Origin of the sequence: Mangrovihabitans endophyticus, from assembly GCF_014646155.1 — a bacterium.
Lineage (GTDB): Bacteria > Actinomycetota > Actinomycetes > Mycobacteriales > Micromonosporaceae > Actinoplanes > Actinoplanes endophyticus.
The window spans coordinates 1-26,671 of the sequence record NZ_BMMX01000043.1 but is presented as its reverse complement, the minus strand read 5'-3'; the positions used below and the strand labels follow the sequence as shown (position 1 = coordinate 26,671).

24 protein-coding genes are annotated in these 26,671 nt (G+C 72.0%); 15 read left to right on the top strand and 9 right to left on the bottom strand.

Annotated features, from left to right (window positions below; translation table 11 throughout):
• Positions 1-220 precede the first annotated feature (220 nt).
• Positions 221-1,039, top strand: a complete 819-nt coding sequence (locus tag IEY73_RS27985) for an inositol monophosphatase family protein (protein ID WP_189082324.1) — start codon at positions 221-223, stop codon at positions 1,037-1,039.
• A 133-nt stretch (positions 1,040-1,172) separates the two neighbouring features.
• On the opposite strand, the gene IEY73_RS27980 is transcribed toward IEY73_RS27985, so the two are convergent.
• Complete coding sequence (locus IEY73_RS27980; protein ID WP_189082323.1) at positions 1,173-1,715, bottom strand: LytR C-terminal domain-containing protein; 543 nt, start codon at positions 1,713-1,715, stop codon at positions 1,173-1,175.
• 370 nt (positions 1,716-2,085) lie between these two features.
• Between IEY73_RS27980 and IEY73_RS27975 the strand changes: the two genes are divergently transcribed.
• Both IEY73_RS27975 and IEY73_RS27970 read left to right on the top strand, forming a co-directional pair.
• Entirely contained in the window at positions 2,086-2,382 is a 297-nt protein-coding gene (locus tag IEY73_RS27975; protein WP_189082322.1) for a DUF4193 domain-containing protein, read from the top strand.
• A 180-nt stretch (positions 2,383-2,562) separates the two neighbouring features.
• The gene (locus tag IEY73_RS27970) at positions 2,563-3,402 is read left to right on the top strand and encodes a hypothetical protein (protein ID WP_229716222.1); all 840 of its coding nucleotides are present in this window, start codon (positions 2,563-2,565) and stop codon (positions 3,400-3,402) included.
• 26 nt (positions 3,403-3,428) lie between these two features.
• Here the strand turns inward: IEY73_RS27970 and IEY73_RS27965 are convergent, their stop codons facing one another.
• Positions 3,429-3,938 carry a DUF3093 domain-containing protein gene (locus IEY73_RS27965; protein ID WP_189082321.1) on the bottom strand — a complete coding sequence of 170 codons (510 nt, stop codon included), beginning with the start codon at positions 3,936-3,938 and terminating at the stop codon, positions 3,429-3,431.
• Positions 3,939-4,041: 103 nt separating this feature from the next.
• Between IEY73_RS27965 and dut the strand changes: the two genes are divergently transcribed.
• The 4 genes from dut (at position 4,042) to IEY73_RS27945 (ending at position 6,576) form a co-directional block, all read left to right on the top strand.
• Positions 4,042-4,518, top strand: coding sequence for a dUTP diphosphatase (gene dut, locus IEY73_RS27960; protein ID WP_189082320.1), 477 nt, complete (start codon positions 4,042-4,044; stop codon positions 4,516-4,518).
• A gap of 63 nt (positions 4,519-4,581) precedes the next feature.
• Complete coding sequence (locus IEY73_RS27955; RefSeq protein ID WP_189082319.1) at positions 4,582-5,262, top strand: DUF3710 domain-containing protein; 681 nt, start codon at positions 4,582-4,584, stop codon at positions 5,260-5,262.
• A 133-nt stretch (positions 5,263-5,395) separates the two neighbouring features.
• The gene (locus tag IEY73_RS27950) at positions 5,396-5,791 is read left to right on the top strand and encodes an OB-fold nucleic acid binding domain-containing protein (protein WP_189082318.1); all 396 of its coding nucleotides are present in this window, start codon (positions 5,396-5,398) and stop codon (positions 5,789-5,791) included.
• Positions 5,788-6,576 (top strand): DUF3159 domain-containing protein, encoded by a 789-nt coding sequence (locus tag IEY73_RS27945; protein ID WP_229716221.1) that lies wholly within the window; start codon positions 5,788-5,790, stop codon positions 6,574-6,576. Before IEY73_RS27950 ends, IEY73_RS27945 begins: the two co-directional genes overlap by 4 nt.
• A 38-nt stretch (positions 6,577-6,614) precedes the next feature.
• Here IEY73_RS27945 and IEY73_RS27940 read toward each other — a convergent pair whose 3' ends face one another.
• Positions 6,615-7,301: a potassium channel family protein gene (locus IEY73_RS27940; protein ID WP_189082343.1), complete on the bottom strand. Its 687-nt coding sequence runs from the start codon at positions 7,299-7,301 to the stop codon at positions 6,615-6,617.
• Entirely contained in the window at positions 7,298-7,963 is a 666-nt protein-coding gene (locus IEY73_RS27935; protein WP_189082317.1) for a potassium channel family protein, read from the bottom strand. The genes IEY73_RS27940 and IEY73_RS27935 overlap by 4 nt, the downstream gene beginning before the upstream one ends.
• Before the next feature lie 111 nt (positions 7,964-8,074).
• Here IEY73_RS27935 and IEY73_RS27930 point away from each other — a divergent pair, with 111 nt between their 5' ends.
• Entirely contained in the window at positions 8,075-10,105 is a 2,031-nt protein-coding gene (locus tag IEY73_RS27930; protein WP_189082316.1) for an APC family permease, read from the top strand.
• Positions 10,102-11,388 carry a class I SAM-dependent RNA methyltransferase gene (locus IEY73_RS27925; RefSeq protein WP_189082315.1) on the top strand — a complete coding sequence of 429 codons (1,287 nt, stop codon included), beginning with the start codon at positions 10,102-10,104 and terminating at the stop codon, positions 11,386-11,388. Before IEY73_RS27930 ends, IEY73_RS27925 begins: the two co-directional genes overlap by 4 nt.
• A gap of 7 nt (positions 11,389-11,395) precedes the next feature.
• On the opposite strand, the gene IEY73_RS27920 is transcribed toward IEY73_RS27925, so the two are convergent.
• Positions 11,396-12,850: a cation:dicarboxylate symporter family transporter gene (locus IEY73_RS27920; protein WP_189082314.1), complete on the bottom strand. Its 1,455-nt coding sequence runs from the start codon at positions 12,848-12,850 to the stop codon at positions 11,396-11,398.
• Positions 12,851-12,972: 122 nt separating this feature from the next.
• On the opposite strand from IEY73_RS27920, the gene dxs reads away from it, so the two are divergent.
• The 6 genes from dxs (at position 12,973) to IEY73_RS27890 (ending at position 21,077) form a co-directional block, all read left to right on the top strand.
• On the top strand, positions 12,973-14,898 hold the full coding sequence (gene dxs, locus IEY73_RS27915; protein ID WP_189082313.1) for a 1-deoxy-D-xylulose-5-phosphate synthase: 1,926 nt from the start codon (positions 12,973-12,975) through the stop codon (positions 14,896-14,898).
• A 56-nt stretch (positions 14,899-14,954) separates the two neighbouring features.
• Positions 14,955-16,271 (top strand): outer membrane protein assembly factor BamB family protein, encoded by a 1,317-nt coding sequence (locus IEY73_RS27910; RefSeq protein WP_189082312.1) that lies wholly within the window; start codon positions 14,955-14,957, stop codon positions 16,269-16,271.
• Between the two features lie 65 nt (positions 16,272-16,336).
• Positions 16,337-17,716 (top strand): outer membrane protein assembly factor BamB family protein, encoded by a 1,380-nt coding sequence (locus IEY73_RS27905; protein WP_189082311.1) that lies wholly within the window; start codon positions 16,337-16,339, stop codon positions 17,714-17,716.
• A 39-nt stretch (positions 17,717-17,755) separates the two neighbouring features.
• Positions 17,756-19,063: an outer membrane protein assembly factor BamB family protein gene (locus tag IEY73_RS27900; RefSeq protein ID WP_189082310.1), complete on the top strand. Its 1,308-nt coding sequence runs from the start codon at positions 17,756-17,758 to the stop codon at positions 19,061-19,063.
• 65 nt (positions 19,064-19,128) lie between these two features.
• Complete coding sequence (locus tag IEY73_RS27895) at positions 19,129-19,818, top strand: response regulator transcription factor (RefSeq protein WP_189082309.1); 690 nt, start codon at positions 19,129-19,131, stop codon at positions 19,816-19,818.
• A complete protein-coding gene (locus tag IEY73_RS27890; protein WP_189082308.1) occupies positions 19,815-21,077 on the top strand; it encodes a sensor histidine kinase in 1,263 nt (420 codons plus the stop codon). Before IEY73_RS27895 ends, IEY73_RS27890 begins: the two co-directional genes overlap by 4 nt.
• A gap of 63 nt (positions 21,078-21,140) precedes the next feature.
• Here the strand turns inward: IEY73_RS27890 and IEY73_RS33835 are convergent, their stop codons facing one another.
• From IEY73_RS33835 to IEY73_RS27870, 4 genes are all read right to left on the bottom strand, one after another.
• Entirely contained in the window at positions 21,141-21,917 is a 777-nt protein-coding gene (locus IEY73_RS33835; RefSeq protein ID WP_229716220.1) for a DUF2637 domain-containing protein, read from the bottom strand.
• 191 nt (positions 21,918-22,108) lie between these two features.
• Positions 22,109-23,092, bottom strand: a complete 984-nt coding sequence (locus IEY73_RS27880) for a hypothetical protein (RefSeq protein WP_189082307.1) — start codon at positions 23,090-23,092, stop codon at positions 22,109-22,111.
• 131 nt (positions 23,093-23,223) lie between these two features.
• Positions 23,224-25,242: a 3-hydroxyacyl-CoA dehydrogenase NAD-binding domain-containing protein gene (locus tag IEY73_RS27875; protein WP_189082342.1), complete on the bottom strand. Its 2,019-nt coding sequence runs from the start codon at positions 25,240-25,242 to the stop codon at positions 23,224-23,226.
• A gap of 50 nt (positions 25,243-25,292) precedes the next feature.
• Complete coding sequence (locus IEY73_RS27870) at positions 25,293-26,489, bottom strand: thiolase family protein (protein ID WP_189082306.1); 1,197 nt, start codon at positions 26,487-26,489, stop codon at positions 25,293-25,295.
• Positions 26,490-26,671 lie beyond the last annotated feature (182 nt).

Genomic DNA, 26,671 nt, shown 5'->3' with positions numbered 1-26,671 from the left:
CGGCGCAGCGCGAGGCGTCGGTGTCGGCCGGTGTTGTCGGGGAGCCCGTGGGACACGGCTGCGACGCGAAGCGGGGCTTCCGTGAAGCGCGGGCAGGGGTGAATTGTAGCGCCGTCGGGGGAGTTCCTGCCGTCGCAGCACGCCAGCGGCACGCCGCGGGGGTCGCTGCCTGCCCGGAAAGACGGTGCGGCGACAATGTGACAGGCGGAAGGCGGCAGACGTGACCGAGAAATCTTCGACCGCGGCGGACGACCTGCTCGCGGTGGCGGTGCGGATCGCCCGGGAGGCGGCCGAGACGGCCCGGCGCATGCGCGACGAGGCGATCACCGATGTGCAGACGAAGAGCACCGACACCGATGTGGTGACGGCCGCCGACCGTGCGGTCGAGCGGCAGGTGGTGGAGGCGCTGCGGGCCGAGCGCCCCGGCGACGGCGTGCTGGGTGAGGAGTACGGCGACTCGGCGCAACCGACCGGGGGAGCCGTGCGCTGGATCGTGGACCCGATCGACGGCACGGTGAACTATCTGTACGGGCTTCCGCAGTACGCCGTGTCGCTGGCCGCCGAGGTCAACGGCGTGGTGGTGGCGGGCGTGGTCCGCAACGCGGCCACCGGGGACGAGTGGACGGCGACCCGCGGCGGCGGTGCCTGGCGCGGCCCGCGGCGCCTCTCCGGATCGGCGCGCACCACCTTGGACCAGTCGCTGGTGGCCACCGGGTTCGGGTACGACCCGGCACGCCGGGCGCACCAGGGCCGGGTGCTGGCCGGGCTGATCACGCGGATCCGCGACATCCGCCGCTTCGGCGCCGCGGCCATCGACCTCTGCATGGCCGCCGAGGGCATGGTCGACGCGTATTTCGAGAAGGGCCTGAACCCCTGGGACCACGCGGCCGGCGGGCTCATCGCCGCCGAGGCCGGCCTGCGGGTGTCCGGGCTCGACGGTGACGCGGCCGGCAAGCAGATGCTGGTGGCGGCGCCGCCGGCGCTGTTCGGCCCGCTGCACGACGTGCTCGTGGAACTGGACGCCGCGGGCGGCGCCTAGGTCGCGTTCCGGGGCCCCGGCCGGCCCGCGGCGGGCCGGCCGGCGCCACACGGTCCGGCAGGACGGGGGGCCCGGCAGGACGCGGTCCGGCAGGACGGGGCCCGGCAGCCTCTGCGCGCGGCCGTCCGCGTCGCTATTGGGCGTCCTCGTCGGCCGGTGCGGGGCAGGAACCCGGGGGTGCCTCCGGCTCGCCGATCTCCACCAGCGACTGGTTGACCTCGGTGGTGGTGGCCAGTTGCTGGAAGTCCTGTCCGATCACCACGTCGATGACCTTGTTGGTGCGCTTGGCGTCGTACTCCAGCTTCGCGTGGTCCAGGAAGTAGGCCCGGACCAACTGGGCCGAGCCGACCGCCTTCGGCCCGTACCGCATGATCGCCACGCCGTCGTACTGCTTCTTGTTCTCGGCGGGCTTCTCGGTCTTGAACCGGCGGTTCTTGAATGCGTCGGTGACCTGACCGGCCAGGCCGCTGCGGTCGGTGGCGTTGTAGACCTTGAGCGTCACCTGGGCGGGGTCGTCCGGTAGCTGCACGTCGGCCAGCGGCGCGCCGGTCGGGCAGCTCTCACCGGCCACCACGTCGCGCTGGGTGTCCTTCACCAGGGCCACAACGACGAACACCACCGCCGCCACGGCCAGCACACCGACCACGACGAGCGCTCGAACGCGGGCAAAGCTCATGAGGCAGGCTCCTGGTGGCGCGGCGAGGGCCGCAATCGGTCGAACGGTCTGCGGTGAGGTTAGCGTCTGTGTGCCACGGCGAGGGAAACCGGGAACCCCTTCCGGCGTGCCGACGATGATCGACTAGTCGGAACCCCTACCTTGGTGTCGCCTCCATCACATCGGGAACAATGAGCTGCTCCCGGGCGTACAAGCCTCGGACCCGGGCGGTAAGGTACCGCGCTCGCGGGGGCAGTTTTCCGAGGTGAGGGAATCCGGCCGGGCTCGGTGGCTCCAGGATGAGGAAAAGTCCGCCGGAACCGGGAACCAGAACGACGTCATAGGCGTTACTAACGCCAAGTGACACATCGATACAGGAGAGTGAAGACCGATGGCCACCGACTACGACGCTCCGCGTCGCGATGAGGTCGACCTCGGCGAGGACAGCCTCGAAGAGCTCAAGGCTCGCCGTGCCGACTCGCAGTCGGGCTCTGTGGACGTCGACGAGGTGGAGGTGGCGGAGAGCTTCGAGCTTCCCGGCGCCGACCTGGCCGACGAGGAACTCACCGTCAAGGTGCTGCCGATGCAGACCGATGAGTTCCGCTGTGCCCGCTGCTTCCTGGTGCATCATCGAAGCCAACTGGCGAAAGAACGCAACGGGGACCTGATCTGTCGCGAGTGCGTCTGACGGCGCCCGCGGCGCGACACGCCGCACCCCGGCCGTAGCCCGCACCCGCAGGCCGCGACCGGACCCGGAGAACGAACGGTTCGCCGAGCGGGCATCGGCAGCCGGACAAGGGGCGGCCGCCGTTTCACCGGTCTCCCGAACGGGCATCGAGGAGTCAACGGTGATGACGGGGAGGATCACATGAGCCGCCCGGATGAAACCCGAGAGACGTCAACGGAGATCTCGGCCCCGGCGCATGACGGCGCCGAGATCTCCCGCCAGGAGTCGGCGGACCGCCAGGAGGCGGAAGCCGACCTCGGCGCCACCGTCGCCGCGTTGACCGCGGACGACATCGAACCAGCCGGCCGGCGCCAGTTGCTCGGCCGGCTGGTGTCCGACATCCGCCGCTCCGGCCTGGGGCAGATGTTCCGGCCCAAGGCCGCGATGCGCTGGATGGCCGACACGGTGGGGCGGATCGCCCCGCATGTGCCGGTGCGCGATCGGGACACCCTGCGCCGGCACTTCCCCGACTTGGACGACGACGCACTGGCCGAGCGCCTGGTGCGCAACGCCGCACGTGCCACCGCCGGGATCGGCGCAGCGGGTGGCGGCGTCGCCTCGCTGGAATGGGCCGCGACGCCCACCCTGCTCTCCGCCCCGATCCTGCTGGTCGCCGAGACGGTGGCGGTGGTCGCGGTCGAGCTCAAGCTGATCGGCGAACTGCACGAGGTGTACGGCCGTCCGGTGACCGGAACCGCGGGGCAACGCGCCACCACCCTGATTCACGTCTGGTCGTCGCAGCGCGGCGTCAACCCGATGGTGCCGGGCACCGGCGTGGCGTCGGTGCTGGGCACGGCGGCACGCAAGGAGCTCCAGACGGCGCTGATGCGGCGATTCGGCCGCAACCTGACCACCATGGGCCCGCTGTTGACCGGTGCGGCGGTGGCCAGCTATCTGAACCGCCGGGCGACCCGGCACCTGGGCGAGCACCTCCGCAAGGAGCTGCGACGGCATCGGCGCAAGGCGCTGCCGGAATCCTGACCCGGTCCGGGCCCCGGGCCGGACGGTCAGCGACCCTCCGGGCGGGCCGGCGCGGCAGCGTCGACAGCGGTGCGCAAGGCCGCCGCCAATTCCAGCGGGTGCCGACTGCTGACCACCCAGAACGGGGTCGGATCAGTGGGGTCGTCCAGGACCACCTGTACGGCGCCGCCGATCCACGGTCGCTGTACCACGAACGCCATCGGATGCGCCCCGACACCGAGCGCCTCACGTTTGCCCGCCGCGTCCAGCGCGACCACGTCGGCGATCACGGGTAGCGGAAGGCGGGCGTCGTCGACCTGCAGCTCCGTGTCGGTCACCGCAACACGGATCCGGCCCGCCCACAGCAGCACCCCGACCGTGGCGGGCAGCAGCACGGCGAACGGCACCCAGGCGCGCAGGCCCGGGTAACCCAGCCACACCTCGGCGGCCAGCAGGGCGGCGCCGATCAGCATCAGCGGCCACGCCCAGAATGGGGCCCGCAGGCGCTCCACGTAGGCGGGCGGCCGGGACGTGTGCTCCGGCGGCGTGGGTGTCACCCTGGAAGGGTACGGCGCGCCTGCGCCCCGGCGCGGGGCAGGATGGCAGGGTGGGTGCCGCCCCTGTCCCGACACCCCTGTCCCCGACGACGAGGATGGTCCCGTGATCGACTCCGTTGACGTGCCGGTGCGCCGGCTCGACCCGGATCTGCCGCTGCCCGCGTACGCGCACCCCGGTGACGCCGGCGCGGACCTGGTCGCGTCCCGCGACGTCGAACTCGCCCCGGGGGAGCGGGCGCTGGTGCCCACCGGCGTCGCCATCGCCCTGCCGGAGGGGTTCGTCGGCCTGGTGCACCCGCGCTCCGGCCTGGCGCACCGCCTCGGTGTCACGGTGCTCAACGCACCCGGTACCGTCGACGCCGGTTACCGCGGGGAGATCATGGTCAACCTGATCAACCACGACCCGGCCAACCCCGCCAAGATCGCCCGCGGGGACCGGATCGCCCAACTGGTCGTCCAACGGGTCGAGCGGGCCGCCTTCCGGGTGGTCGACGATCTGAGCGAGACGGTCCGCGGCGCGGGCGGCCACGGCTCCACCGGCGGCCACCGGACGCTGCCGGCGCAGTCCGCGCCCCGATAGCACCACATGGTCCGGCACACATACGGGTGATCCCCTCACCGTCAGCAGGGAAGGTAGGCAGCCATGTTCTCCCGCAAGCGCGGCGGTCCGCGGCACGTACGCACCGGTGACGCACCGCCCTCCGAGGTTCTCGCCCAGAGCATGGCGGACATGGACGCCGAGGCGCCGGCGCCGGAGCACGGCCCGTACGACGTGAAGCACGCCCCCGCGGGGACGCGCCGCCTCGACCTGGGCAGCCTGCAGATCCCGGCGGTGGAGGGCGTCGAGGTCCGGGTGCAGGCCAACCCGGACGGCGGCGTCGAGCAGGTCGTCCTGGTGGACGGCGACAGCGCGCTGCAGCTCGGCGTGTTCGCCGCCCCCCGCACCGAGGGCATCTGGGGCGAGGTGCGGGACGAGATCGCCGCGTCGATGAAGGCGGACGGGGTGACCTCGCGGGAACTGACCGGGCCGTACGGCGTGGAACTGGCCGCCCGGGTCAACACGCCGGACGGTCCGGCGGAGGTCCGGTTCGTGGGCGTGGACGGCCCTCGCTGGATGGTGCGCGCCCTCTACCAGGGCCGGGTCGCGCAGCAGCCGGGCGCGGAAGGGACGCTCGGCGAATGCCTGGCCGGGCTGGTGGTGGTGCGCGACGACGAACCGCGCCCGGTGCGCGAACCGCTGCCGTTGCGGTTGCCGCAGGAGATGGCCCAGCATGCCCAGGAACACGGCGAGCAGATGCCACAGGCAAACGGGCAGCAGGCTTGACCCGGGCGGCAGTGACACAGGCCACTACTGGCGGTTCCGGCGTACCGTGAGATGACGGCGGCGGCCGACACTTCTGGTCGGTCTCCACGCGGCGGGCCGACGACGGATCATCAGGGTCGAGACGGAGGGGGCCATGGCCACCGACGAGCGCACCGGGGAGCATCGCGGCACCGGACTGCGGCGCTTCTTCGAACGGCTGACCGCCTCCGAGGCGGAACTCGACGCGCGTCATCTGCAACAGGAGAGCGCCAAGTGCGGCGCCATGCCGGCCGGCCAGTGCCGCCGGGGACAGGTCGTCTCGGTCTCCGGGCGGCTGCGCACCGTCGCGTACACTCCACGGACCAACCTGCCGACGCTGGAGGCCGAACTCTACGACGGCAGTGACGTGGTGACGCTGGTCTTCCTGGGCCGCCGGTCCATCGTCGGCATCGAGCCGGGACGGCAGCTCACCGCGAAGGGCCGGATCGCCATCCGAGACGATCGCAAAGTGATCTACAACCCGTACTACGAGCTGGAGGCGCCCCGGTGACATCCGGCCATGAGCCCGGCCGCGGCACACCCGAGGAGGGCCTGCCCGACCGGGTCGCCGGGGAACTGGCCGAGGAGATGGAGCTCGGCCACGCCGAGCCCGAGGCCGAGACCTATCCGACCATGTCCGAGCAGATCGCCCAGCAGCTCGGCGGGATGCGCGGGCTCCTTGAGTCGAGCGTGCCGGTACTGGCGTTCGTGCTGCTCAACTTCATCCTCGGCGGGTCGATGCTGGACCTGCCGCGGCCCAACGGGCTCTACATCGCGATCGCCGGGTCGGTCGGCACGGCGGTGCTGATCGGCGCCTTCCGGCTGCTGCGCCGGGAATCGGTGCGGCACGCGGTGAACGGCGTGGTCGGCATCGCGCTGGGCGCCTACCTGGCCTACCGCTCGGGTGACGCGCGGGACTTCTACCTGCCCGGCATCCTGCTCACCCTGGGGCAGGCCGTGGTGCTGGTGGTGTCGGTGTTCTTCCGCAAGCCGATCATCGGGTACATCTGGGCGGTGATGGTCAACCAGGGCCGGCACGACTGGCTGGACAAGCCGGCCCTGCACCGCACGTTCCAGTGGCTGACGCTGGCCTGGGCGGGTTCGCTCGTGTTCCGGGGCGGCAGCCAGGGTCTGCTCTACCTGGCGGACCAGGGCGACCTGATCGGCGTGGTGCGGATCCTGGTGAGCTGGCCGATGTACGCCGCGATGCTGGCGCTCACCGTGTGGGCGGTGCGCCGGGTGCAGCGTGTCCCGGAGGGCGACGAGGCCGAGCCGGTGCCCGCACCGCGGCGATAGCGCCACGAGGCGGGCGTGCCGGCCGGCCCCTTCGGCGGTCAGCCCAGTTCGCGCACCCGGTCGCTGCCCAGCACGACGGCGCGGACCTGATCCTCCACATCCGTGGTGCAGACGAAGATCAGCTCGTCGCCCGCCTCCAGCGGATCGTCCGGTGTGGGCACCACGACCCGCTTGCCGCGCAGGATGGCGACCAGAGCGGCGTCGCGCGGCATCGGGACGCTGCGCACCGGGGCGCCGACATAGGGTGCGTCACCCGGCAGGGTGATCTCGACAAGATTGGCCTCACCCTGTCGGAACGTCATCAGCCGCACCAGATCGCCGACGGTCACCGCCTCCTCGACCAGGGCGGCCATCAGGCGGGGCTTGCTGACCGCCACGTCGACGCCCCACTGCTCGGTGAACAGCCACTCGTTCTCCGCCCGGTTCACCCGGGCCACCACGCGGTTCACCGCGAACTCGGTCTTGGCCAGCAACGACACGACCAGGTTCGCCTTGTCGTCGCCGGTGGCCGCGACCACCACGTCACAACCCGCGACGTCGGCCTCCTCCAGGCTGCTGACCTCGCACGCGTCGGCCAGCACCCATTCCGCCTCCGGCACTCGCTCCGGGCGTAGCTGGCGCGGCTGGCGCTCGATGAGCATGACCTGGTGGCCGTTGCCGATCAGCTCCTGCGCGATCGAACGGCCGACGTTGCCGGCTCCGGCGATGGCGATCCGCATGGTCAGTGCCCTCCCTGTACGCCGGCCGCCGCCACTTCGAGCACCGATCCCACGGTCTCGTCGGTGACCAGCACGAACACCTGATCGCCGTCCTGCAGCACGGTGGACGGCACGGCCAGCGAACCGATGCCGAAGCGCATCAGGTAGGCAATCCGGGCGCCGATGGCCTCCTCCAGCGACCCGATGGTGTGCCCCACCCAGTCACGGTGCAGCGGAGCCTCCACGATCGAGACCGCGCTGGTCGGGTCGCGGAACACCTCGACCGTGCCCTCCGGCACCAGATGCCGCACCATCCGGTCGGCGGCCCACCGGATGGTGGCCACGGTCGGGATGCCGAGGCGCTCGTAGACCAGCGCCCGGCGCGCGTCGTAGATGCGGGCCACGACGCGGGGCACCCCGTACGTCTCGCGGGCCAGCCGGGCCGAAATGATGTTGGAATTGTCGCCGCTGGACACGGCCGCGAAGGCGTCGGCACGCTCGACGCCGGCGGCCCGGAGCACGTCGCGGTCGAAGCCGATGCCGGTCACCGTGATGCCGGCGAACTCCGCGCCGAGCCGCCGGAACGCGTCCGCGTTCTGATCGATCACCGCCACCGAGTGGCCCCGCGACTCGAGGCTGCCGGCCAGGGTCGAACCCAGCCGCCCGCAACCCATGATCACCACGTGCAAAGTATCGCGCCTTCCTGCGTACATCTCTCCTGCGCAAGCGTGCCATGTGACGTCAGCGCACGCTGCCCGGGGCGGCATACGGCGCGCGAACGACGGCCGTACTCTTCGCTTGTGGCAAGTTCGACCTCACTCGTCAAACGGCTGCTGGTCGGCCGGCCGTTCCGGTCCGACCGGTTACAGCACACGCTGTTGCCGAAGCGGATCGCGCTGCCCGTCTTCGCCAGCGATGCGCTGTCGAGCGTGGCGTACGCGCCGGACGAGATCCTGCTGACGCTGTCCATCGCGGGCGCCGGGGCGTACCTTTACTCCCCCTGGGTGACCCTGGCGGTGGCGGTGGTGATGGTCACCGTGGTGGCCAGCTACCGGCAGAACGTGCACGCCTACCCGTCCGGGGGCGGCGACTACGAGGTCGCCACGGTGAACCTGGGGCCGCGGTTCGGCCTCGCGGTGGCCAGCGCGCTGCTGGTGGACTACATCCTGACCGTCGCGGTGTCGGTCAGCGCCGGCGTGTCCAACCTCGGTTCGGTCATCCCGTTCGTCGACGAGCACAAGGTGGGCATCGCGCTCGCCGCGGTGGCCCTGCTGACCGCGCTCAACCTGCGCGGCCTGCGCGAGTCCGGCACCGCGTTCGCCATTCCCACGTACGCGTTCATCGTGGTGATCGTCGGAATGATCGTGACCGGCCTGATCCGGGTGTTCGTGCTCGGCCAGGACCTGCGCGCGCCCAGCGCCGGGCTGGTCATCCACGCCGAGGAGGAACATCTCACCAGCTTCGCGTTCGTGTTCCTGCTGTTGCGGACGTTCTCCTCGGGCTGCGCGGCGCTGACCGGCGTGGAGGCCATCTCCAACGGCGTGCCCGCCTTCAAGGCGCCCAAGAGCCGCAACGCAGCCACCACCCTGCTGATGCTCGGCGGCATCGCCATCATGATGCTTGTCGGCATCATCGTGCTGTCCCGGGCCACCCATCTGCAGTACGTCGAAGACCCCAGCCAGATCATCTCCGGCCCGCAGAACTACGTGCAGAAGACGGTCACCGCGCAGCTCGGCGAGACCGTCTTCGGGGCCGGGTCGGTGCTGCTCTACCTGGTGGGCGCGGTGACCGCGCTGATCCTGTTCCTGGCGGCCAACACCGCCTTCAACGGCTTCCCGGTGCTCGGCTCGATCCTCGCCCAGGACCGGTACCTGCCCCGGCAACTGCACACCCGCGGTGATCGGCTGGCCTTCTCCAACGGCATCATCTTCCTGGCGGTCACCGCGATGGTGCTGATCGTGGCGTTCGAGGCCGAGGTGACCCGGCTCATCCAGCTCTACATCGTGGGCGTGTTCGTGTCGTTCACGCTGTCGCAGGCGGGCATGATCCGGCACTGGAACCGGCTGCTGAGCACCCAGCGCGACGCGGACCGCCGTCGCCGGATGCTGCGCTCGCGGGCGATCAACTCCTTCGGCATGGTGCTCACCGGTGCGGTGCTGATCGTCGTGCTGGTGACCAAGTTCCTGCTCGGCGCGTGGATCGCGCTGGTGGCGATGGTGGTCATCTACACCCTCATGCTGGCCATCAAGAAGCACTACGTACGGGTGGCGCGGGAGTTGCAGCCCACCGAGGAGCGCCCCATCCTGCCGTCGCGCAACCACGCCGTGGTGCTGGTCAGCAAGGTGCACCTGCCGACGCTGCGGGCGATCGCGTACGCGCAGGCCACCCGCCCGGACACGCTGACCGCGGTGACGGTCAATGTGGACGACAAGGACACCCGGGCGATCCAGGAGGAATGGGAACGCCGCCAGGTGCCGGTGCCGCTGACCGTGGTCGACTCGCCGTACCGGGAGATCAGCCGTCCGATCATCGACTTCGTCAAGAGCGTGCGCCGCGGGTCGCCCCGGGACGTGGTGACGGTGTTCGTCCCCGAATACGTGGTCGGCCGCTGGTGGGAGAACCTGCTGCACAACCAGAGCGCGCTGCGGATCAAGGGCCGGTTGCTGTTCGAGCCCGGGGTGATGGTCACCAGCGTGCCCTGGCAGTTGCGTTCCAGCCAGGACAAGGACCTGGACCGTTTCGACCGGGGCCTGAGCCGCGCGCCGGCCCGCGGTCCACGGTCGCGGGGGGAGTCCGGGGAGACCGTCTCGCAGGGCGCGGAGCAGCGATGACCGACGACGTCGCACCGGACCTGGTGGAGGGCGATCGGGTAACGGTCACCGTGGGAGCGGTCGCGCACGGCGGGCACTGCGTCGCCCGGATCGGCGGCGACCACGGATGGGTGGTGTTCGTCCGGCACGCGCTGCCCGGCGAACGGGTCACCGTCGAGATCACCGAGCGGCACCGCGGACATCTGCGGGGAGACGCCGTCGAGATCCACTCGCCGTCCGCCGACCGGGTCACCCCGCCCTGCCGGTACGCGCATCCGGGTGGCTGCGGCGGGTGCGACCTGCAGCATGTCGCCCCGCGGGCGCAGCGGGAGTGGAAGGCGGCCGTGGTGCGCGAGCAACTGACCCGGCTCGCCCGCCTGACCGAGGACGAGGTCGAGGCCCTCGGCGTACGGGTCGAGGAGCTCCCCGGCGGTTCACTGGGCTGGCGGACCCGGGTGCGGTACGCGGTGGACGCGGCCGGGCGGGCCGGCCTGCTCCAGCATCGTTCGCACCAGGTCGTGCCGGTGGATCGCTGCCTCATCGCACACCCCCGGGTGCAGTCGCTGGATCTGCTGGCGCGGTCGTGGCCGACCGAGTCGGCGATCGAGGTGGTGACGTCCGCCGACGGCGAGGTGAGCGTGTCGACCCGTGACGCGGGCGGTGACGCGGGCGACGACGCGCGGGATGCGCCCGGCCCGCGGGGCGTCGTGCGGCATGGCCCGGCGCAGGTGCGCGAGTCGGCCGCGGGGCGCGAGTGGCACCTGCCCACGGAGGCGTTCTGGCAGGTGCATCCGTCGGCGCCGGACGTGCTCTGCGAGGTCGTCCTGGACATGCTGCGGCCGGCGCAGGGGGAGTCGGTGTGGGACCTGTACGGCGGCGCGGGCCTGTTCGCGGCGGCCGTGGCCGGCCGCACCGGCGGGCGTGCCGTGGTGGTCGAGTCCGCGCCGGCCGGAGTCGCGGCCGCACGAAATAATCTGGCCGACCTGCGCGGCTTGGAGGTGGTCGCGGCCACCGTGCAGGCCGCGCTGACCCGGCGCCGGCTCACCGGCCCGGTCGATCTGGTGGTGCTGGATCCCCCGCGCTCGGGTGCGGGCGCGACGGTGGTCCGCACCATCGCCCGGGCGGGGCCGCGGGCGGTGGCCTACGTGGCGTGCGACCCGGCCGCGCTGGCGCGCGACATCGCCACGTTCCGGGCCGCCGGCTTCCGCCTGGCGGCCTTGCGGGCCTTCGACTGTTTCCCGATGACCCAGCACGTGGAGTGCGTGGCGCTGCTGACCCCGGACGGCACCGACCCGACCCGCTGACGCGCTGTCATGGGACCGGACGCTGGTGGGTGGTCTCGGTGCCGTCCGGTTCCGGATGCGTGGCGGCGCCGAGCGTCGCGCCAGGACGCTCTGTGGCGGCGTCGTCCGTCGTCGCGCTGGGCTGGGCGAGGCCCGGCTCGTGGTGGGTCTCGCTGTGCGGGTCGTCACTGAGCGTGCGTTCGTCGAACGGCGCCTGGCCGGCCAGCACCAGCCGGGCCTGCTCGCGGTCGAGCTCGTTGGTCCAGGCGCCGACCAGCACCGTGGCCACGGCGTTGCCGGCGAAGTTGGTGAGCGCGCGCGCCTCGGACATGAGCCGGTCGATGCCGACGATCAGGCCCACGCCGGGGACCAGATCGGGTCGGTGACTCTGCAGGCCGCCGGCCAGCGTGGCGAGCCCGGCGCCGGTGACGCCGGCCGCGCCCTTGGACGCCACGATCATGAACAGCAGGAGGGAGATCTGCTGCCCCACGGAGAGCGGATTGTCCATCGCGTCGGCGACGAACAGTGAGGCCATGGTGAGGTAGATGGCCGTGCCGTCGAGGTTGAACGAGTAGCCGGTGGGCACCACCACGCCGACGACCGGCCGGCTGACGCCGAGGTGCCCCATCTTGGCGATCAAGCGGGGCAGCGCCGACTCCGAGGACGACGTGGACAGGATCAGCAGGAACTCGCGCGCCAGGTAGCGCAGCAACTTGAAGATCGATATCCCGGCGACCAGGCGGAGCAGCAGACCCAGCACGATCAGCACGAAGATCAGGCAGGTGGTCCAGAAGCCGACCATGATGGTGGCCAGGCTCTTCAGCGCGTCGAGCCCGGTGGCGCCGACGACCGCGGCCATCGCCCCGAACGCGCCGATCGGGGCCAGCCACATGATCATAAAGAGGATCTTGAAGACCAGACGTTGCAGGACGATGACCGCCCGGATGGCCGGCTGCCCGTTCGAGCCGAGCGCCTGGATCGCGAAGCCGACCAGCAGCGCCACCAGCAGGGTCTGCAACACCTGATCGCCGGTCAGGGCGGAGAACAAGGTGTCCGGGATGATGCCGAGGATGAAGTCGACGGTGCCCGTCGCCTCCTCGCCGACCTGGGCCGTGCCGGTGGCGGCCAGCTCGTCGCTGAGGTGCAGCCCGGCGCCGGGCTGCAGGATGTTGCCCACCACCAGGCCGATGGCGAGGGCCACGGTGGACATGATCAGGAAGTAGCCGAGGGCCAGGCCGCCCACCTTGCCCACGGTGGCCGCGTGCCGGATCGACCCGACGCCGATCACGATGGTGCAGAAGATGACCGGGGCGATCATCATGCGGATCAGGTCCACGAACCCGGTGCCCAGCGGGCGCAGGCTCTCGCCGAACCCGGGGAACAGGAACCCGACCATGATGCCGAGGGCCATCGCGACCAGGACCGACACGTAGAGGATGTGGCTGCGGTCCCGGCGCGTACGGCGGCCGTCATCGACGCTCATGACTTGTTTCTACCGCGTGAAGTGATCTGAGTCATCACCTCGGCGGCATCGTTGTGCCGGGCCGGGCGCACGGACGGCGAGAGCGGATGCGCGCGAGCGGCCGCTGGTTAGACTCGTCCCTCATGAGCGAAGCCCTCCCCGCCCCCGCCGGCCTGCTCGCCGGGATCACCTCGCCGGACGACGTCAAGCGCCTGAGCCAGGAGCAGTTGACGGTGCTGGCGGCCGAGATTCGCGACTTCCTGGTGGCGAAGGTCAGCCGCACGGGCGGCCATCTGGGCCCGAACCTGGGCGTGGTCGAGCTGACCCTGGCGCTGCACCGGGTGTTCGACTCGCCGCAGGACCGGCTGCTCTTCGACACCGGCCACCAGGCGTACGTGCACAAGATGGTGACCGGTCGGCAGGACGGCTTCGACCTGCTGCGCCGTCAGGGCGGGCTGTCCGGCTATCCGAGCCGGGCGGAGAGCGAGCACGATCTCATCGAGAACTCCCACGCCTCGACCGCCCTGTCGTACGCGGACGGGCTGTCGAAGGCCTTCGCGCTGCGCGGCGAGGACCGGCACGTGGTGGCCGTGGTGGGCGACGGCGCGCTCACCGGCGGCATGTGCTGGGAGGCGCTGAACAACATCGCCGCGGCGAAGAACCGGCTGGTCATCGTGGTGAACGACAACGGCCGGTCGTACGCGCCGACGATCGGCGGGCTGGCCGATCACCTGTCGACGCTGCGTCTGAACCCGGGCTACGAAAAGGTGCTCGACCTGGTGAAGGACGCCCTCGGTTCGACGCCGATGGTGGGCAAGCCGGTCTACGAGGTGCTGCATGCGGTCAAGCGCGGAATAAAGGACGCGGTGAGTCCTCAGCCGATGTTCGAGGACCTCGGCCTGAAATACGTGGGCCCGGTGGACGGGCACGACGAGCAGGCCGTCGAGTCGGCGTTGCGCCGGGCGAAGGGCTTCCACGCGCCGGTGATCGTGCACGTGGTGACCCGCAAGGGGTACGGCTACCGGCCGGCCGAGGACGATGAGGCGGACTGCCTGCACGGCCCGAGCAGCGCCTTCGACGTGGAGACCGGCAAGCTGCTGGCGGCGCCGTCGGTGAAGTGGACCCACGTGTTCGCCGAGGAACTGGTCGCCCTGGCCGACGAGCGTCCCGACGTGGTGGGCATCACCGCGGCGATGGCCGAGCCCACCGGCATCGCGGCGCTCGCCAAGAAGTACCCCGATCGGGCGTACGACGTGGGCATCGCCGAGCAGCATGCGGCGACCTCGGCAGCCGGCCTGGCGATGGGTGGCCTGCACCCGGTGGTGGCCGTCTACGCCACCTTCCTCAACCGGGCGTTCGACCAGGTGCTGCTGGACGTGGCGATGCACCATCTGCCGGTCACCTTCGTGCTGGACCGGGCCGGCGTGACCGGTCCGGACGGGCCGAGTCACTACGGCATCTGGGACATGAGCGTGTTCGGCGTGGTCCCCGGCCTGCGGATCGCGGCGCCGCGGGACGCCGCCACGTTGCGCGAGGAGCTGCGCGAGGCGGTCGGGATCGACGACGGTCCCACCGTCGTGCGCTTCCCGACCGGCTCGGTCGCCGCGGACCTGCCCGCGCTGCGCCGCGTCGGCCCGGTCGACGTGCTGCGCACCGACGACCGTCACGACGTGCTGCTGGTGGCCGTCGGCGCGTTCGCCGCGCTCGGCATGGAGGTGGCCGAGCGGATCGCCGAGCACGGGTACGGGGTGACCGTGGTGGACCCGCGGTGGGTGCGCCCGGTACCGGTGGAGATCGCCGCCTTGGCTCGCTCGCATCGCCTGGTGGTGACCCTGGAGGACGGCGTGCGGACGGGCGGCGTCGGCGACGCGGTGGCCGCGCGGCTGCGGGATGCGGACGTCTCGGTGCCGGTGCGTGACTTCGGGGTGCCGGCCGGCTTCCATCCGCACGGCACGCGGGCGCAGGTCCTGGCCGCGGTGGGTCTCACCGCCCAGGACGTGGCACGTGACGTCACCGAGCACGTGTCCGGCCTGGAGGAGAGCCCCGCGGAGTCACGCAGCACAGTGTGAAATCCGGACACGGCGCTTCACGAGGCGATTCGTTATCGGAACGTTACTTTTGAAGCATGGCCCCGGACACCATCAGCGGCGCGACGGTGATCATCGATCTCGGAGTGGACCGCGGAGAACCCGAGACCTATTCACGGCCCACCCGGCCCACCACGTCGCCCTGGTTCCCGCCGGCGATGGTGGCGCTGCTGGTGCTGGTCTGCGCGGGCGGATCCGCGGCCCCACCGGCCCCGCCGCTGGAGCCGGTGTTCAGCGTGCCGGTCGGCCCGGCGGACGCCTACGCGGTCACCGACTCGGCGCAACTGCTCGCACAGACGCTCGGCACCCTCCAGTCGTACGACCTGGCCGACGGCCGGCTGCGCTGGAGCACCACGGACACCGCGGCGACGTACCGGCTGCGCACCGGCGCCGACCTGGTGCTGGTGCGTCCGTGGAGCAGCAGCTACGGGCAGCCGCGGACGACCGCGTTGTCGCTGCGCACCGGGGCGGCGCGCTGGCGGCATGCCGGCCGCGTGGTGTCGGTGTCCGGCACCGACGTGCTGCTGGCCACCTCGAACGTGCGCAGCTCCGGCCCGGCCCGGCGGGTGCAGGGACCGGTCGAATCGCTCGACCCGCGCACCGGCGCGGTGCTCTGGCGCGTCGACGTGCCGTCCACGGCGGTGCTGCTCGCGGCGCCCGGTCACGGCGACACCCCGCCCCGCATGCTGCTGGTCCACGACAACCGCACGGCCGCGGTGCACGACCTCGCCACCGGCAGGATGCTGGCGACCGGTCCGCTGCCGCCGGCCAACTACGGCGGGGACAACCCGGTGGTCGTCGGGGGGATGCTCCTGCTGCGGCACCCGGGCGCGGACGGGCCGGAAGTCTCCGCGTACGACCCGCAGACTCTGCAACCGCGGTGGCGGCGCCCGGCCTGGGACGCGTACGAGATCCGGGCCTGCGGGAACCTCGCCTGCCTCGCCGGTCCCGCGGGGGTACGCGCCCTCGACCCGGCCACCGGTGTGCAGCGCTGGCACCGCAGCGGGTGGCGCGACGTCGAGCAGCGCGGCGACCTGCTGATCGCCTACTCCGCGCCGACCATGCCCACCGATCCGATCGGGGTGGTCGACCCGCGCACCGGGCGGCTGCTGGTCGACCTGGCCGGCTGGCGTCTCGTGGGCGGCCCGGCGACCGGTGATCATCTGCTGGTCACCCGGGTGGTGGACGCCGGCGCCGCTACGCTGCTGGCGGTCGCCGCTCCGGGGAACTCCTGGCCGCAGCCGCTGTCCGAGCTGCCCCCGGGCGCCGGCGACTGCCAGGCCGCTGCGGGCCGGCTGATCTGCCGATCCGGCGGCGGCGAGCTGCGCGTGTGGGCGTACCGGCAGTTTCATTGATGTCGGCGGACGCCGGTTCCGCCGTATCCCGCGCACCCGATCCCGTCGTATCCTTGCCGATCACCATGACCGACGAAGCCGCCCTCATCGAGCTCGACCGCCCCGTTCCGCGGGCGGGCGCCGGGACGACGCCGCCGGTCCGCCGGCACCGCGACGTCGGGCTGCTGCTGGCGACGCTCCTGGTGCTGGCACTGGGCGGGGCGGCGCCGACCGGGTCGGTGCTCTGGCACCGGTTGCCGGTGATTCCGCTCGGCGACCGCAGCGACGCCGACTATCAGATCGTCGGTGACCGCCTCTACACCATCGCCGGTGAAGGACACCGGCATGTCACCACGGCCTGGTCGCTGGACCCGGTGCGGCGGCTGTGGAGCGTGACGCTGACCCCGCCGGAACCCGCGCCGTCGCCGGGCCTCGTGCTGATGCCCGGTCCCGGCTCCCTGCGCGAGTCGGGCGGTGTGCTGCTGGTCAGCTTCGACCCGTACACGCTGGTGCTGGACCGCGACACCGGGGCCGTGCGGTGGCGCTCGGCCGTCCCGGTGGACCCGGTGCCCGGCGGACGGCTCGGCGTGGTGCAGGAACAGGTGTACCGGCCGGGCAGCGTCTACGACACCTCCTCGGGGGATCCCGGCATGCTCTACTTCTCGCCGTCCGGCGTGGCGCACCGGGAACCGCCCGAACGCACCGTGCTCACCGGCGTCGACCTGGCCACCGGCCGACGGCTCTGGCGCACCGCCGAGCCCGGTTCGGTGGGCGTCTCGCAGCCCGACGCGGCGCCCGGCTCGGTCCTGGTGCTCACCGCGACCCGGCTGGTGTTGCGTGACGCGGCGACCGGTGCGGTGCTGCGCCGTCGCGAGCTGGACGAGCTGCGCGGCGCGGCCGGGCTGAGTTCGGACATCGTCGGGGACGTGCTGCGCGTGTACTCCGGCGCGTACGGCGACGGTGGGAGGGTCACCGGGTACGACACCGCCACGTTGCGCCGGCTGTGGCAGCGCCCGGACATACCCGTGCCGGGCAGCGCGGCGAACTGCTCGGGCGTGCTGTGCGCAAACGACGGGCCGGGACCGGCGGTGCTGAATCCGGCGACCGGAACGGTGCGCTGGCGGCCGAACGGCGGGCGGAGCCTGCTGGCACTGGACCCGGACACGCTGCTGGAGGCCGGTGAGTCGAACGTCCGGCCGCTGCGCACGGTCGACGCGGACACCGGCCGTACCCGGACCGACCTGCATGCCTGGGACGCCTACCTGGACGTGCCGGAACCCGGGCCGCTGATCGTGACCAGGAACGTCCGATCGCACGGCACGGTCTTCGGCGCGGTGCTGCCGGGCGCGGTCGCGGTGCAGCCGCTCGGGTACGCGGACGCCCGCATGGTGGCCTGCCGCGCCGGGACACGCCACATCGCATGCCTGTCGCCGGCCGGGATTCAGGTCTGGTCGTATCGCGTGTGAGCCCGCGGCGTTGCGCCGCGCGACGCGCACAATGGCCCCATGGGCGACGTGCTGATCGATCTTGGTGAGGCACGCGGCCCGGCACCGTCGCCGACCGCCCGGCCGGTGCCCCGGCGCGCCGTGCTCGCCCTGCTGGCCGTCGCGATGCTGGCGACGCTGACCGGCGGGGCGCACCGGGTGCCCCCGCCCGGACCGACGGCCATCCCGGCCCGGCTGGGCGACACCATGTTCGTCACCTCGGACCGGCTCTTCGTGGTGAGCCGGGAGGATCCGGCGCGGACGGCGGCGGTGGAGACCGACCTGGTCAGCGCGTACGCGTTGCCGTCGGGCCGGCTGGAGTCGCGGACCACGGTGGCGGTGACCGGGCAGATCTACTTCGCCGCCGCGGCCGGTGCCACGCTGATCGTGTCGTACCGGTCCGAATCGGCCGACTCGACGGTGACCGTCGCGTTGACCGCCGGTGGTGACCGGGCGCTGTGGCGGCGGTCCGCGTCGGTGATCGGCATCTCGGTGCCGGACTCGCTGCTCCTGCTCCAGACGGAGGACGCCGGGCCGGGCGAGGTGTATCAGGGCGTCGACCTGGCCACCGGGCGCCGGCGCTGGTCGGTCCGCGTGCCGGGACGGGTGGACGTCACCGCCGCCCTCGCGGACCCGGAAACCGGGGAGACCGGCCGCACCGCCCTCATCACCGCCGTCGAGCCGGACGGCCGGTTGACGGTGCGCAGCTCCCGCACCGGCGCGACGATCGCCGCCACCACGGTGCCGACCCCGGTGGGCCCGCTGTGGCAGGCCGGCGACAGCATCCTGGTCGGCGTGCCCGGTGGCACGATGGCGTACCGGACCGGCGACCTGACCCGGCTCTGGCGCACCTCGCTGGACCTGACCGGAAGCTGGGTCAACCCGAGCTGCGCGGCGATCATCTGCGTGATCCACCGGTCCGGCGGCACCACCGCGGTCGACGCGGCGACCGGGCGGAAGCTGTGGCGCTCGTACCGCTGGTCGGCCACCGGCCAGGTGGGCGACAACCTGCTGGCCTACCCCGTCTACGGAGGCAGCGGTCCGGTGGACGCCGCCGGGCCGGGCATCCTGGACCCGGCGACCGGCCGGGTGCTCGGCACGTTCGACAAGTGGACCGTGGTCAACTCCGTCGCGTCCGGGGGAGACCGGATCGGGCTGCGCGAGGAATCGAACGGCCCGGTGGCGTGGTACGGCCGGATCGACCTGGACAGCATGACCGTGCGGCTGATCGGCGCGGCCCGCGACGTCTCCGGCGACTGCCAGACGACCCGGGACGTGCTCGTGTGCCGCCGGATGGACGCCTCGATCGGCATCTGGCCCCTCAAGTAGCCTCGTATTCACGGCCTCTTCACACGGCGTCGGCGAGGCTGCATCCGGGCGCAAGGAGGGTCAGCGTGCGTGTGCTGGTGGTGGAGGACGAGCGCAATCTCTGCGATGCGATCGCGCGGGGACTGCGTCGCAAGGGCATGGCGGTGGACGTCGCCTACGACGGCCCGAGCGGGCACGAGATGGCCTATGTGACCCGGTACGACGTGGTCGTGCTGGACCGTGACCTGCCCGGCATGCACGGCGACGAGATCTGCGCCGCGCTGGTGGAGTCGGGTGCCCTGACCCGGGTGCTGATGCTCACCGCCAGCGGCACGGTCGCCGACCGGGTCGAGGGCCTGCAGCTCGGCGCCGACGACTATCTGGCCAAGCCGTTCGCCTTCGACGAGCTGGTGGCGCGGGTGCAGGCGCTGGGCCGGCGGGCCACCCCGGCCGCCCCGCCGGTGCTGTCGGTCGGTGACCTGGTGCTGGACCAGACGCGCCGGGTGGTGACCCGCGGGGGCGCCCCGATCGAGCTCACCAACAAGGAGTTCGGCGTGCTGGAGGAGCTGCTCAAGGCGCGCGGCGGCGTGGTGTCCAGCGAGGAGCTGCTGGAACGGGTGTGGGACGCGAACACCGACCCGTTCACCACGACCGTACGGGTGACGGTCATGACGCTGCGGAAGAAGGTGGGCGACCCGCCGCTGATCGAGACCGTGGTCGGTGCCGGATATCGCGTGCCGGAACCCGTGGTGGTCACCCCCGGCGGCCCGCAGTGACCGTCTATCTGGGCCGCAGCCGGGACCGCGTGCACCTGCGGCCCACCCTGCGCCTGCGGCTCACCCTGCTGAACGGCATCCTGCTGGTCGGCGCGGGCGCGGTGCTGGTGTTGCTGGCCTGGTGGCTGGTGGGAGACGCGATGCACCCGGCCGATGCGCTGCAGGCCGGCTCCGAGGTGGTCTTGTCCGACGGCACCCGGCAGAACGCCCAGGAGTGGGAGACCCGGCTGGTCGACCGCGCCTCGCAGGAACTGCTGATCAAGGGACTGCTGGCGCTGTTCGCGATCGGCCTGATCGGCATCGCCGGGGCGTACGCGGTGGCCGGCCGGGCGCTGCGCCCCCTGCACCACGTCACGGCGACCGCGCGCCGGCTCGGCCAGGAGACGCTCGACCAGCGCATCCGGTACGCGGGCGCGGACGACGAGGTGGCGGAGCTGGCGCGTACGTTCGATGCGATGCTGGACCGGCTGACCGCCGCGTTCGAATCGCAGAAGCGGTTCGTGGCGAACGCCTCGCACGAGCTGCGCACCCCGCTGGCGGTGATGCGCACCGAAATCGACGTGACACTCAGCGACGACGAGGCGGACGTGGACGAATACCGCCGCATGGCCAAGGTGGTCCGCAGCGCCTCGGAACGAGCGAACGGCCTGGTGGACGCGCTGCTGGTGCTGGCGCGCAGCGAAGCCCAGTCCGGACGCCGGCTGGTCCGCAAGACGGACGCCGACCTGGCGACCGGCGTGTCCACCGCGCTGTCCGCGGTGCGCGGCGAGGCGGACCGGATGAAGCTGGACGTGACCACGGATCTGCAACCCGCCCCGGTGGTGGGCGACCCCAGCCTGCTGGACCGCTTGGCGGGCAACCTGATCGAGAACGCGATCCGGTACAACCACCTCATGGGCCGGCTGTGGCTGCGCACCTGCACCGTCGACGGGCATGCGCGGCTGATCGTGGGAAACACCGGATACGAGGTCGAGCCGTCGGACGTGCCGGGGCTGTTCGAACCGTTCCGCCGGGGCGGCTGGGAACGAACCGGCGCCCGCGGTTCCGGCCTGGGCCTGTCGATCGTGCGCGCGGTGTGCGACGCACACGGCGGGACGGTGTCCGCGGTGGCGCAGCCGGGCGGAGGGCTTGAGGTGACGGTCTCGCTCCCGGGCGCACACACCACGCCGGTGCTGGCGGGTTCGGCGACGGTGCCGCGAGCGAAGAACCCGGAGACGGCGTCATCGCCGGCGAGCGACGCACGGGCGACACCGGCATAGGCGTGTGCCGGGCCGGTGAGGCCACGGGCGCCCTCAGTTCACGATCGGCGGGCGTGGGCGGGTTTATGCGGCCAGGCGCAGTTCGTCGCCGGCGCCGGTTTCGCGGCGTACCGTTCGCCAGCGGGACACGCTGATGCCGAGCGCGGAAGCCATCTCGGCGTCGGTGATGCCGGGGCGGTCGTGCTTGATGCGCGCGGCTTCGGCGATGGTCTCCGCCGGTGAACGACGAGCGCGGGCACCCGGCGCGGTGCGTGTCGCGCCGACTTGCCGCGGCCGTGGCGCATTCGGTGTCCCGCCCTGCCGGCGGGTGCCGTTGCGGGCCGGCACCGGGATGAGGTCCGGCGCGACCGAGGGTGCGTCTGGGGCGGAACTCGCTGCCGACGCGGTGCCCGTCACGGCCCGGGTGAGCGCCGCTGCCGTCGCGGGCCGGGTCGCGTCCGCGGGTTGCAGCGCCGTGATGCGCCCGCTCAGCTCGACCAGACAGATGCTGGCCACCACGATCAGGCCGTCCACGGAGAGGGGCAGCAGGTACGGCGACGCGCCCGTTTCGCCGTACCGTGCCGCCACACCGGCCATGTGCCAGTACGACACCCAGGCGGCGATCCCGGCGATGGTGGCGGTGGCCACCACCCGCGTGGCAGCCAAGGACCGGCGATGCACCGGTACGCGGGAGATGAGCTCGACGGTCAGCAGGAGGGCGAGCGGCGGCCACGCGGCGATGGCCTGGCTGATCGGGTTGTCCCGGGCGTGCAGGATGTTCGCGATCACCGAGGCCGCGACCCCGAGGAGCAGGGTCGCTCGCACGGCCCAGCGAACGCGACGCAACTGCGGGAGAACCACCGGACACTCCTCAACCGATCGACAGGTCACCGTCGGTCCGTCCGGGTCTTGACCCGGCCGGGCCGGGGCCGGCCGAGCCGGACCCGGCGACCATCCTGAAGGTTCGATATGTCGTAACCGTCGTCCGGGGGAGAACCGCTACCCGTTCGTGTCGGGACGGATGCGACTATGTGATCTTAGGGCGCGGCGTGTCAGCTTGACTTCTTTTCGATCTGGCCTCGCACCTTAGGAAACTCGGCCTTGGCGGACTTGATCGACTTGAAGTAGAAGATCGTCCAGCCGATGCTGCCTTCGTCGGCCCAGTTGCAGAGCACCATGCTGACCGACTGCTCCTCGGCGCGTCCGCACTTGGCGGCGCCGCCCAGTTCGCCGGGGTCGATGTCGACGATGCCCTTGATGTCGGTGCTGCCCAGTCCCGCGCTGACGAACGAGCTCTCCACCTCGGCGGCGGGGTCGTCGATGGGCGCCTCCGCGGCGACCACGGCCACCAGGTCGCGCTTGCCGACGTTGCCGTACATCGCGCCGACGGTGTTGGTCGCGCCCGGCACGACGTCCACGGCCGTCTTCATCAAGTCGATCGCGCCGCCGAACTGGCCGCCGGTCAGCTTCTTGCGGCCGCCCAGCGTCTTGGGCACGGACACGGTGATCGTCGTGGTGGGCGTGGGGCTGACCGAGGGGGTCGGCACGGTGGTTCCCAGCGGGTCACCGGCGGGAGCGGTGGTGGGTGTCTCGCGGGCGGCGTCGACGATGTCGTCGGCACGGTCGCGGATGACCAGGAAGGCGGTGACGCCGCCGCCGACGCACAGCAGCACCACGATCGCCAGCGTCACGAGCACGATGGGCAGCGCCTTGGACTTCCGCGGGGCGGGCTGGCCGGGTGCCGGATATCCGGACTGCCCATATCCGGGCTGCCCATATCCGGGCTGGTCATAGCCGGGCTGGTCATAGCCGGGCTGGTCATAGCCGGGCTGGTCATAGCCGGGCTGCCCATATCCGGGCTGGGCGTACGGATGCGGTGGCGGCGGGGGAGCCCAGCCGGCACCGTCCGGGCTCGGCTGGCCCGGGCTCGGCTGGCCCTGGTGCGGCTGGCCCTGGTGCGGCTGGCCCTGGTGCGGCTGGGGATGGGGCTGGTGCGGCTCGGGCTGGGGCTGCCCCGGGTGCGGCGGCTGCGACATGAGGTGGCTCCATCGATCGTGTGTCCGGTCGCGGAGCCTAACCGGCCGGGGCGGTGCCGCGCGTGCCCGTACGGGGAAAGATGCGTCACGCCGACGGAAGAAGTCTCCTCCGCCGGCGTGCGCGAGGGCGGTCAGGAACGCGGGACCGAGGCCACGCCCGGGGCGAGGAACCGGTGACCGGCGACGCGTTCGGCGGTACCGCTGCGGTCCAGGTACGGCGTGACACCGCCGAGGTGGAACGGCCACCCGGCGCCGAGCAGCATGCACAGGTCGATGTCCTGCGGCTCCGCGACCACGCCGTCGTCGAGCATCAGCGCGACCTCCTCGGCCAGCGCGTCCAGGGCCTTACCGCGTACGTCCTCGGCGGACAGCGGCGCCGAGCCGCCCTCGACCAGCTCGGCCACCTCGGGGTTGATCTCGTCGTCCACCATCAGCGGCAGGCCGGCGTCGACGATCTTCTTCAGGTTGGGGCTGTCCGCGAACCGGTCCGGGAAGGCGGTGTGCAGGGTTTCGCCGACGTGGTAAGCCACCGCGGGCCCGACCAGTTGCAGCAGTGCGAGTGGGCGCATCGGCAACCCGAGCGGGTCCAGGGCGGTGTCCACCGTGGACAGCGGAGTGCCGGCGTCGATGGCGGCGAAGACCTCGCTGGTGAACCGGGTGAGCAGCCGGTTGACCACGAACGCCGGGGCGTCCTTGACCAGCACGCACGACTTCCGCAGCTCCTTGCCGACCGCGAAGGCGGTGGCCAGCGTGTAGTCGTCGGTGCGCTCGCCCTTGATGATCTCCAGCAGCGGCAGCACCGCGACCGGGTTGAAGAAGTGGAAGCCGACCACCCGCTCCGGATGCTCCAGATCGGCGGCCATGGCGCTCACCGACAGCGACGAGGTGTTGGTGGCGAGCACCGCCTCCGGCGTCACGATCTTCTCGATCTCCGCCCAGACCTGCTTCTTGAGGTCGAGGTTCTCGAACACCGCCTCGATCACGAAGTCGGCGTCGGCGAACACCGACTTGTCCACCGAGCCGCTGACCAGTCCGCGCAGCTTCGCGGCGGTGCCCTCGTCGAGCCGGCCCTTGCCGACCATCTTGTCGATCTCGCCGCGCACATAGCCGACGCCCTTGTCGACGCGGGCCTGGTCCAGGTCGGTGAGCACCACCGGCACCTGCAGGCGGCGCGCGAACAGCAGCGCGAGCTGGGAGGCCATCAGCCCGGCGCCGACCACGCCGACCTTGGTGACCTTGCGGGCCAGCTCCCTGTCCGGCACGCCGACGGGCCGCTTGGCCCGGCGCTGCACCAGGTCGAACGCGTACAGGCTGGCGCGGGACTCGTCTCCCATGATCAAGTCGGCGAGGGCCTGCGTCTCGGCTGCGGTGCCGTCGGCGAAGTCGGCCTCCTTGGCCAACGCGAGCAGCTCCAGCGCCTTGTTGGCGGACGGGACCGCGCCGTGCAGCCGCTCGTCGAGTTGCTGCTTGGCGAAGAACATCACCCCGTCCCACATCTCCCGGTCGACCTCCGGGCGCTGCGGCGTGACCTCGCCGCGAACCACGCTCGCGGCCCATTCCAGCGAGCGCTCCAGGAAGTCGGCCGGCTCGAACAGCACGTCGGCCACGCCCAGCTCGGCGGCCTGCGCCGGCTTGAGCGTCTTCTGCGTCAGCGGGTTCTGCAGGATGACCTGGGCGGCGCCGGCGATGCCGATGAGGTTCGGCAGGAGCTGGCTGCCGCCCCACCCGGGCACCAGGCCGATCGCGACCTCGGGCAAGCCGAGGGCGGCGGCCCCGCCGGACACCGTGCGGTAGTGGCAGTGCAGGGCAACCTCGAGGCCGCCGCCGAGCGCCGCACCGTTCACGAAGGCGAAGGTGGGCACCGTGCTGTCCCGCAGCCGGGCGAAGACCGCGTGGCCCAGCTCGCCGAGGGCGACGGCCTGGTCCCGCTCGGTGAGATACGGCATGCCGGTGATGTCGGCGCCCACGCAGAAGATGTACGGCTTACCGGTCAGCGCGATGAACGCCGGCTCCGCGGCCATGGCGCGGGTGATCGCGTCATCCAGGCTGCGCAGGCCGCCCGGCCCGAAGCTGTTCGGCTTCGTGTGATCGAAGCCGTTGTCCAACGTGATCAGGGCGGCCGGCTTGTCCAGGCCGGGCACGCGCACCATGCGCAGCAGGGCCTGGGTCACGACCTCGTTCGGGTAGTCGGGCAGCGTGGTCACTTGTCGTTCCCCTCCCAGGTCGGGTTCTCCCAGATCACCGAGCCACCCATGCCGATGCCGATGCACATCGCGGTCAGCCCGTACCGCACCTCCGGGTGCTCGGCGAAATGCCGCGCGAGCTGGGTCATCAGCCGTACTCCGGAGGAAGCCAGCGGATGCCCGACGGCGATGGCGCCGCCCCACGGGTTGACCCGCGGGTCGTCATCGGCGATGCCGAAGTGGTCCAGGAACGCCAGCACCTGCACCGCGAACGCCTCGTTGAGCTCGAACAGGCCGATGTCGTCGATGGTGAGACCGGCCAGGCGCAGCGCCTTCTCGGTGGACGGGATCGGGCCGAACCCCATGATCTCCGGCTCGACCCCGGCGAAACCGTACGACACCAGCCGCATGGCGACCGGCAGGCCCAGCTCACGGGCGGTGCCCTCGTCGGCGAGCAGCGCGGCGGTGGCCCCGTCGTTGAGCCCGGCGGCGTTGCCCGCGGTGACCCGGCCGTGCGGGCGGAACGGGGTCTTCAGGGTGGCGAGCTTCTCCATCGACGTCTCGCGCGGCGACTCGTCGACGGTGGCCAGCCCCCAGCCCTGCTCGGCGCTGCGGATCGCGACCGGCACCAGGTCGGGCTGGAGCTTGCCGTTCGCGTACGCCTTGGCGGTCTTCTCCTGCGAAGCGAGACCGAACGCGTCGGCGCGCTCCTTGGTGATGCCCGGCAGGCGGTCATGCAGATTCTCCGCGGTGGAGCCCATCACCAGCGCGGACGGGTCGACCAGCTTCTCGGCCAGGATGCGCGGATTGGGGTCCACGCCGTCGCCCATCGGGTGGTGGCCCATATGTTCCACGCCGCCGGCGATGGCCACGTCGTACGCGCCCATGGCGATGCCGCCGGCGATGTTGGTGACCGCGGTCATCGCGCCGGCGCACATCCGGTCGACGGCGTAGCCCGGGACGGTCTTGGGCAACCCGGACAGCAAGGCGGCGGTGCGCCCGAGGGTCAGGCCCTGGTCACCGGTCTGGGTGGTGGCCGCGATGGCGACCTCGTCGACCCGTTCCGGTGGTAGTTGCGGATGGCGGCGCATCAGCTCTCGGATGCAGCGGATCACCAGATCGTCGGCGCGGGTCTCGGCGTACATCCCGCCGGCCTTGCCGAACGGGGTGCGGACGCCGTCGACGAAGACGATCTCGCGGACTTGACGGGGCACAGCAGCCTCCCAACGCGTGGATGCTCGAATCCTACTCGCCGGTAACAAAGCTACCGCACTCGCGGCACCCCGCGTATGCCGACGCGGCATCCCATCGCCTCCACCCTTCCGCCCGCCCCGCTGTGCCCGCGCGCCCCGGCCCCGCCCGCGCGCCCCGGCCCCGCCCCCGCCCGCCCCGCGCG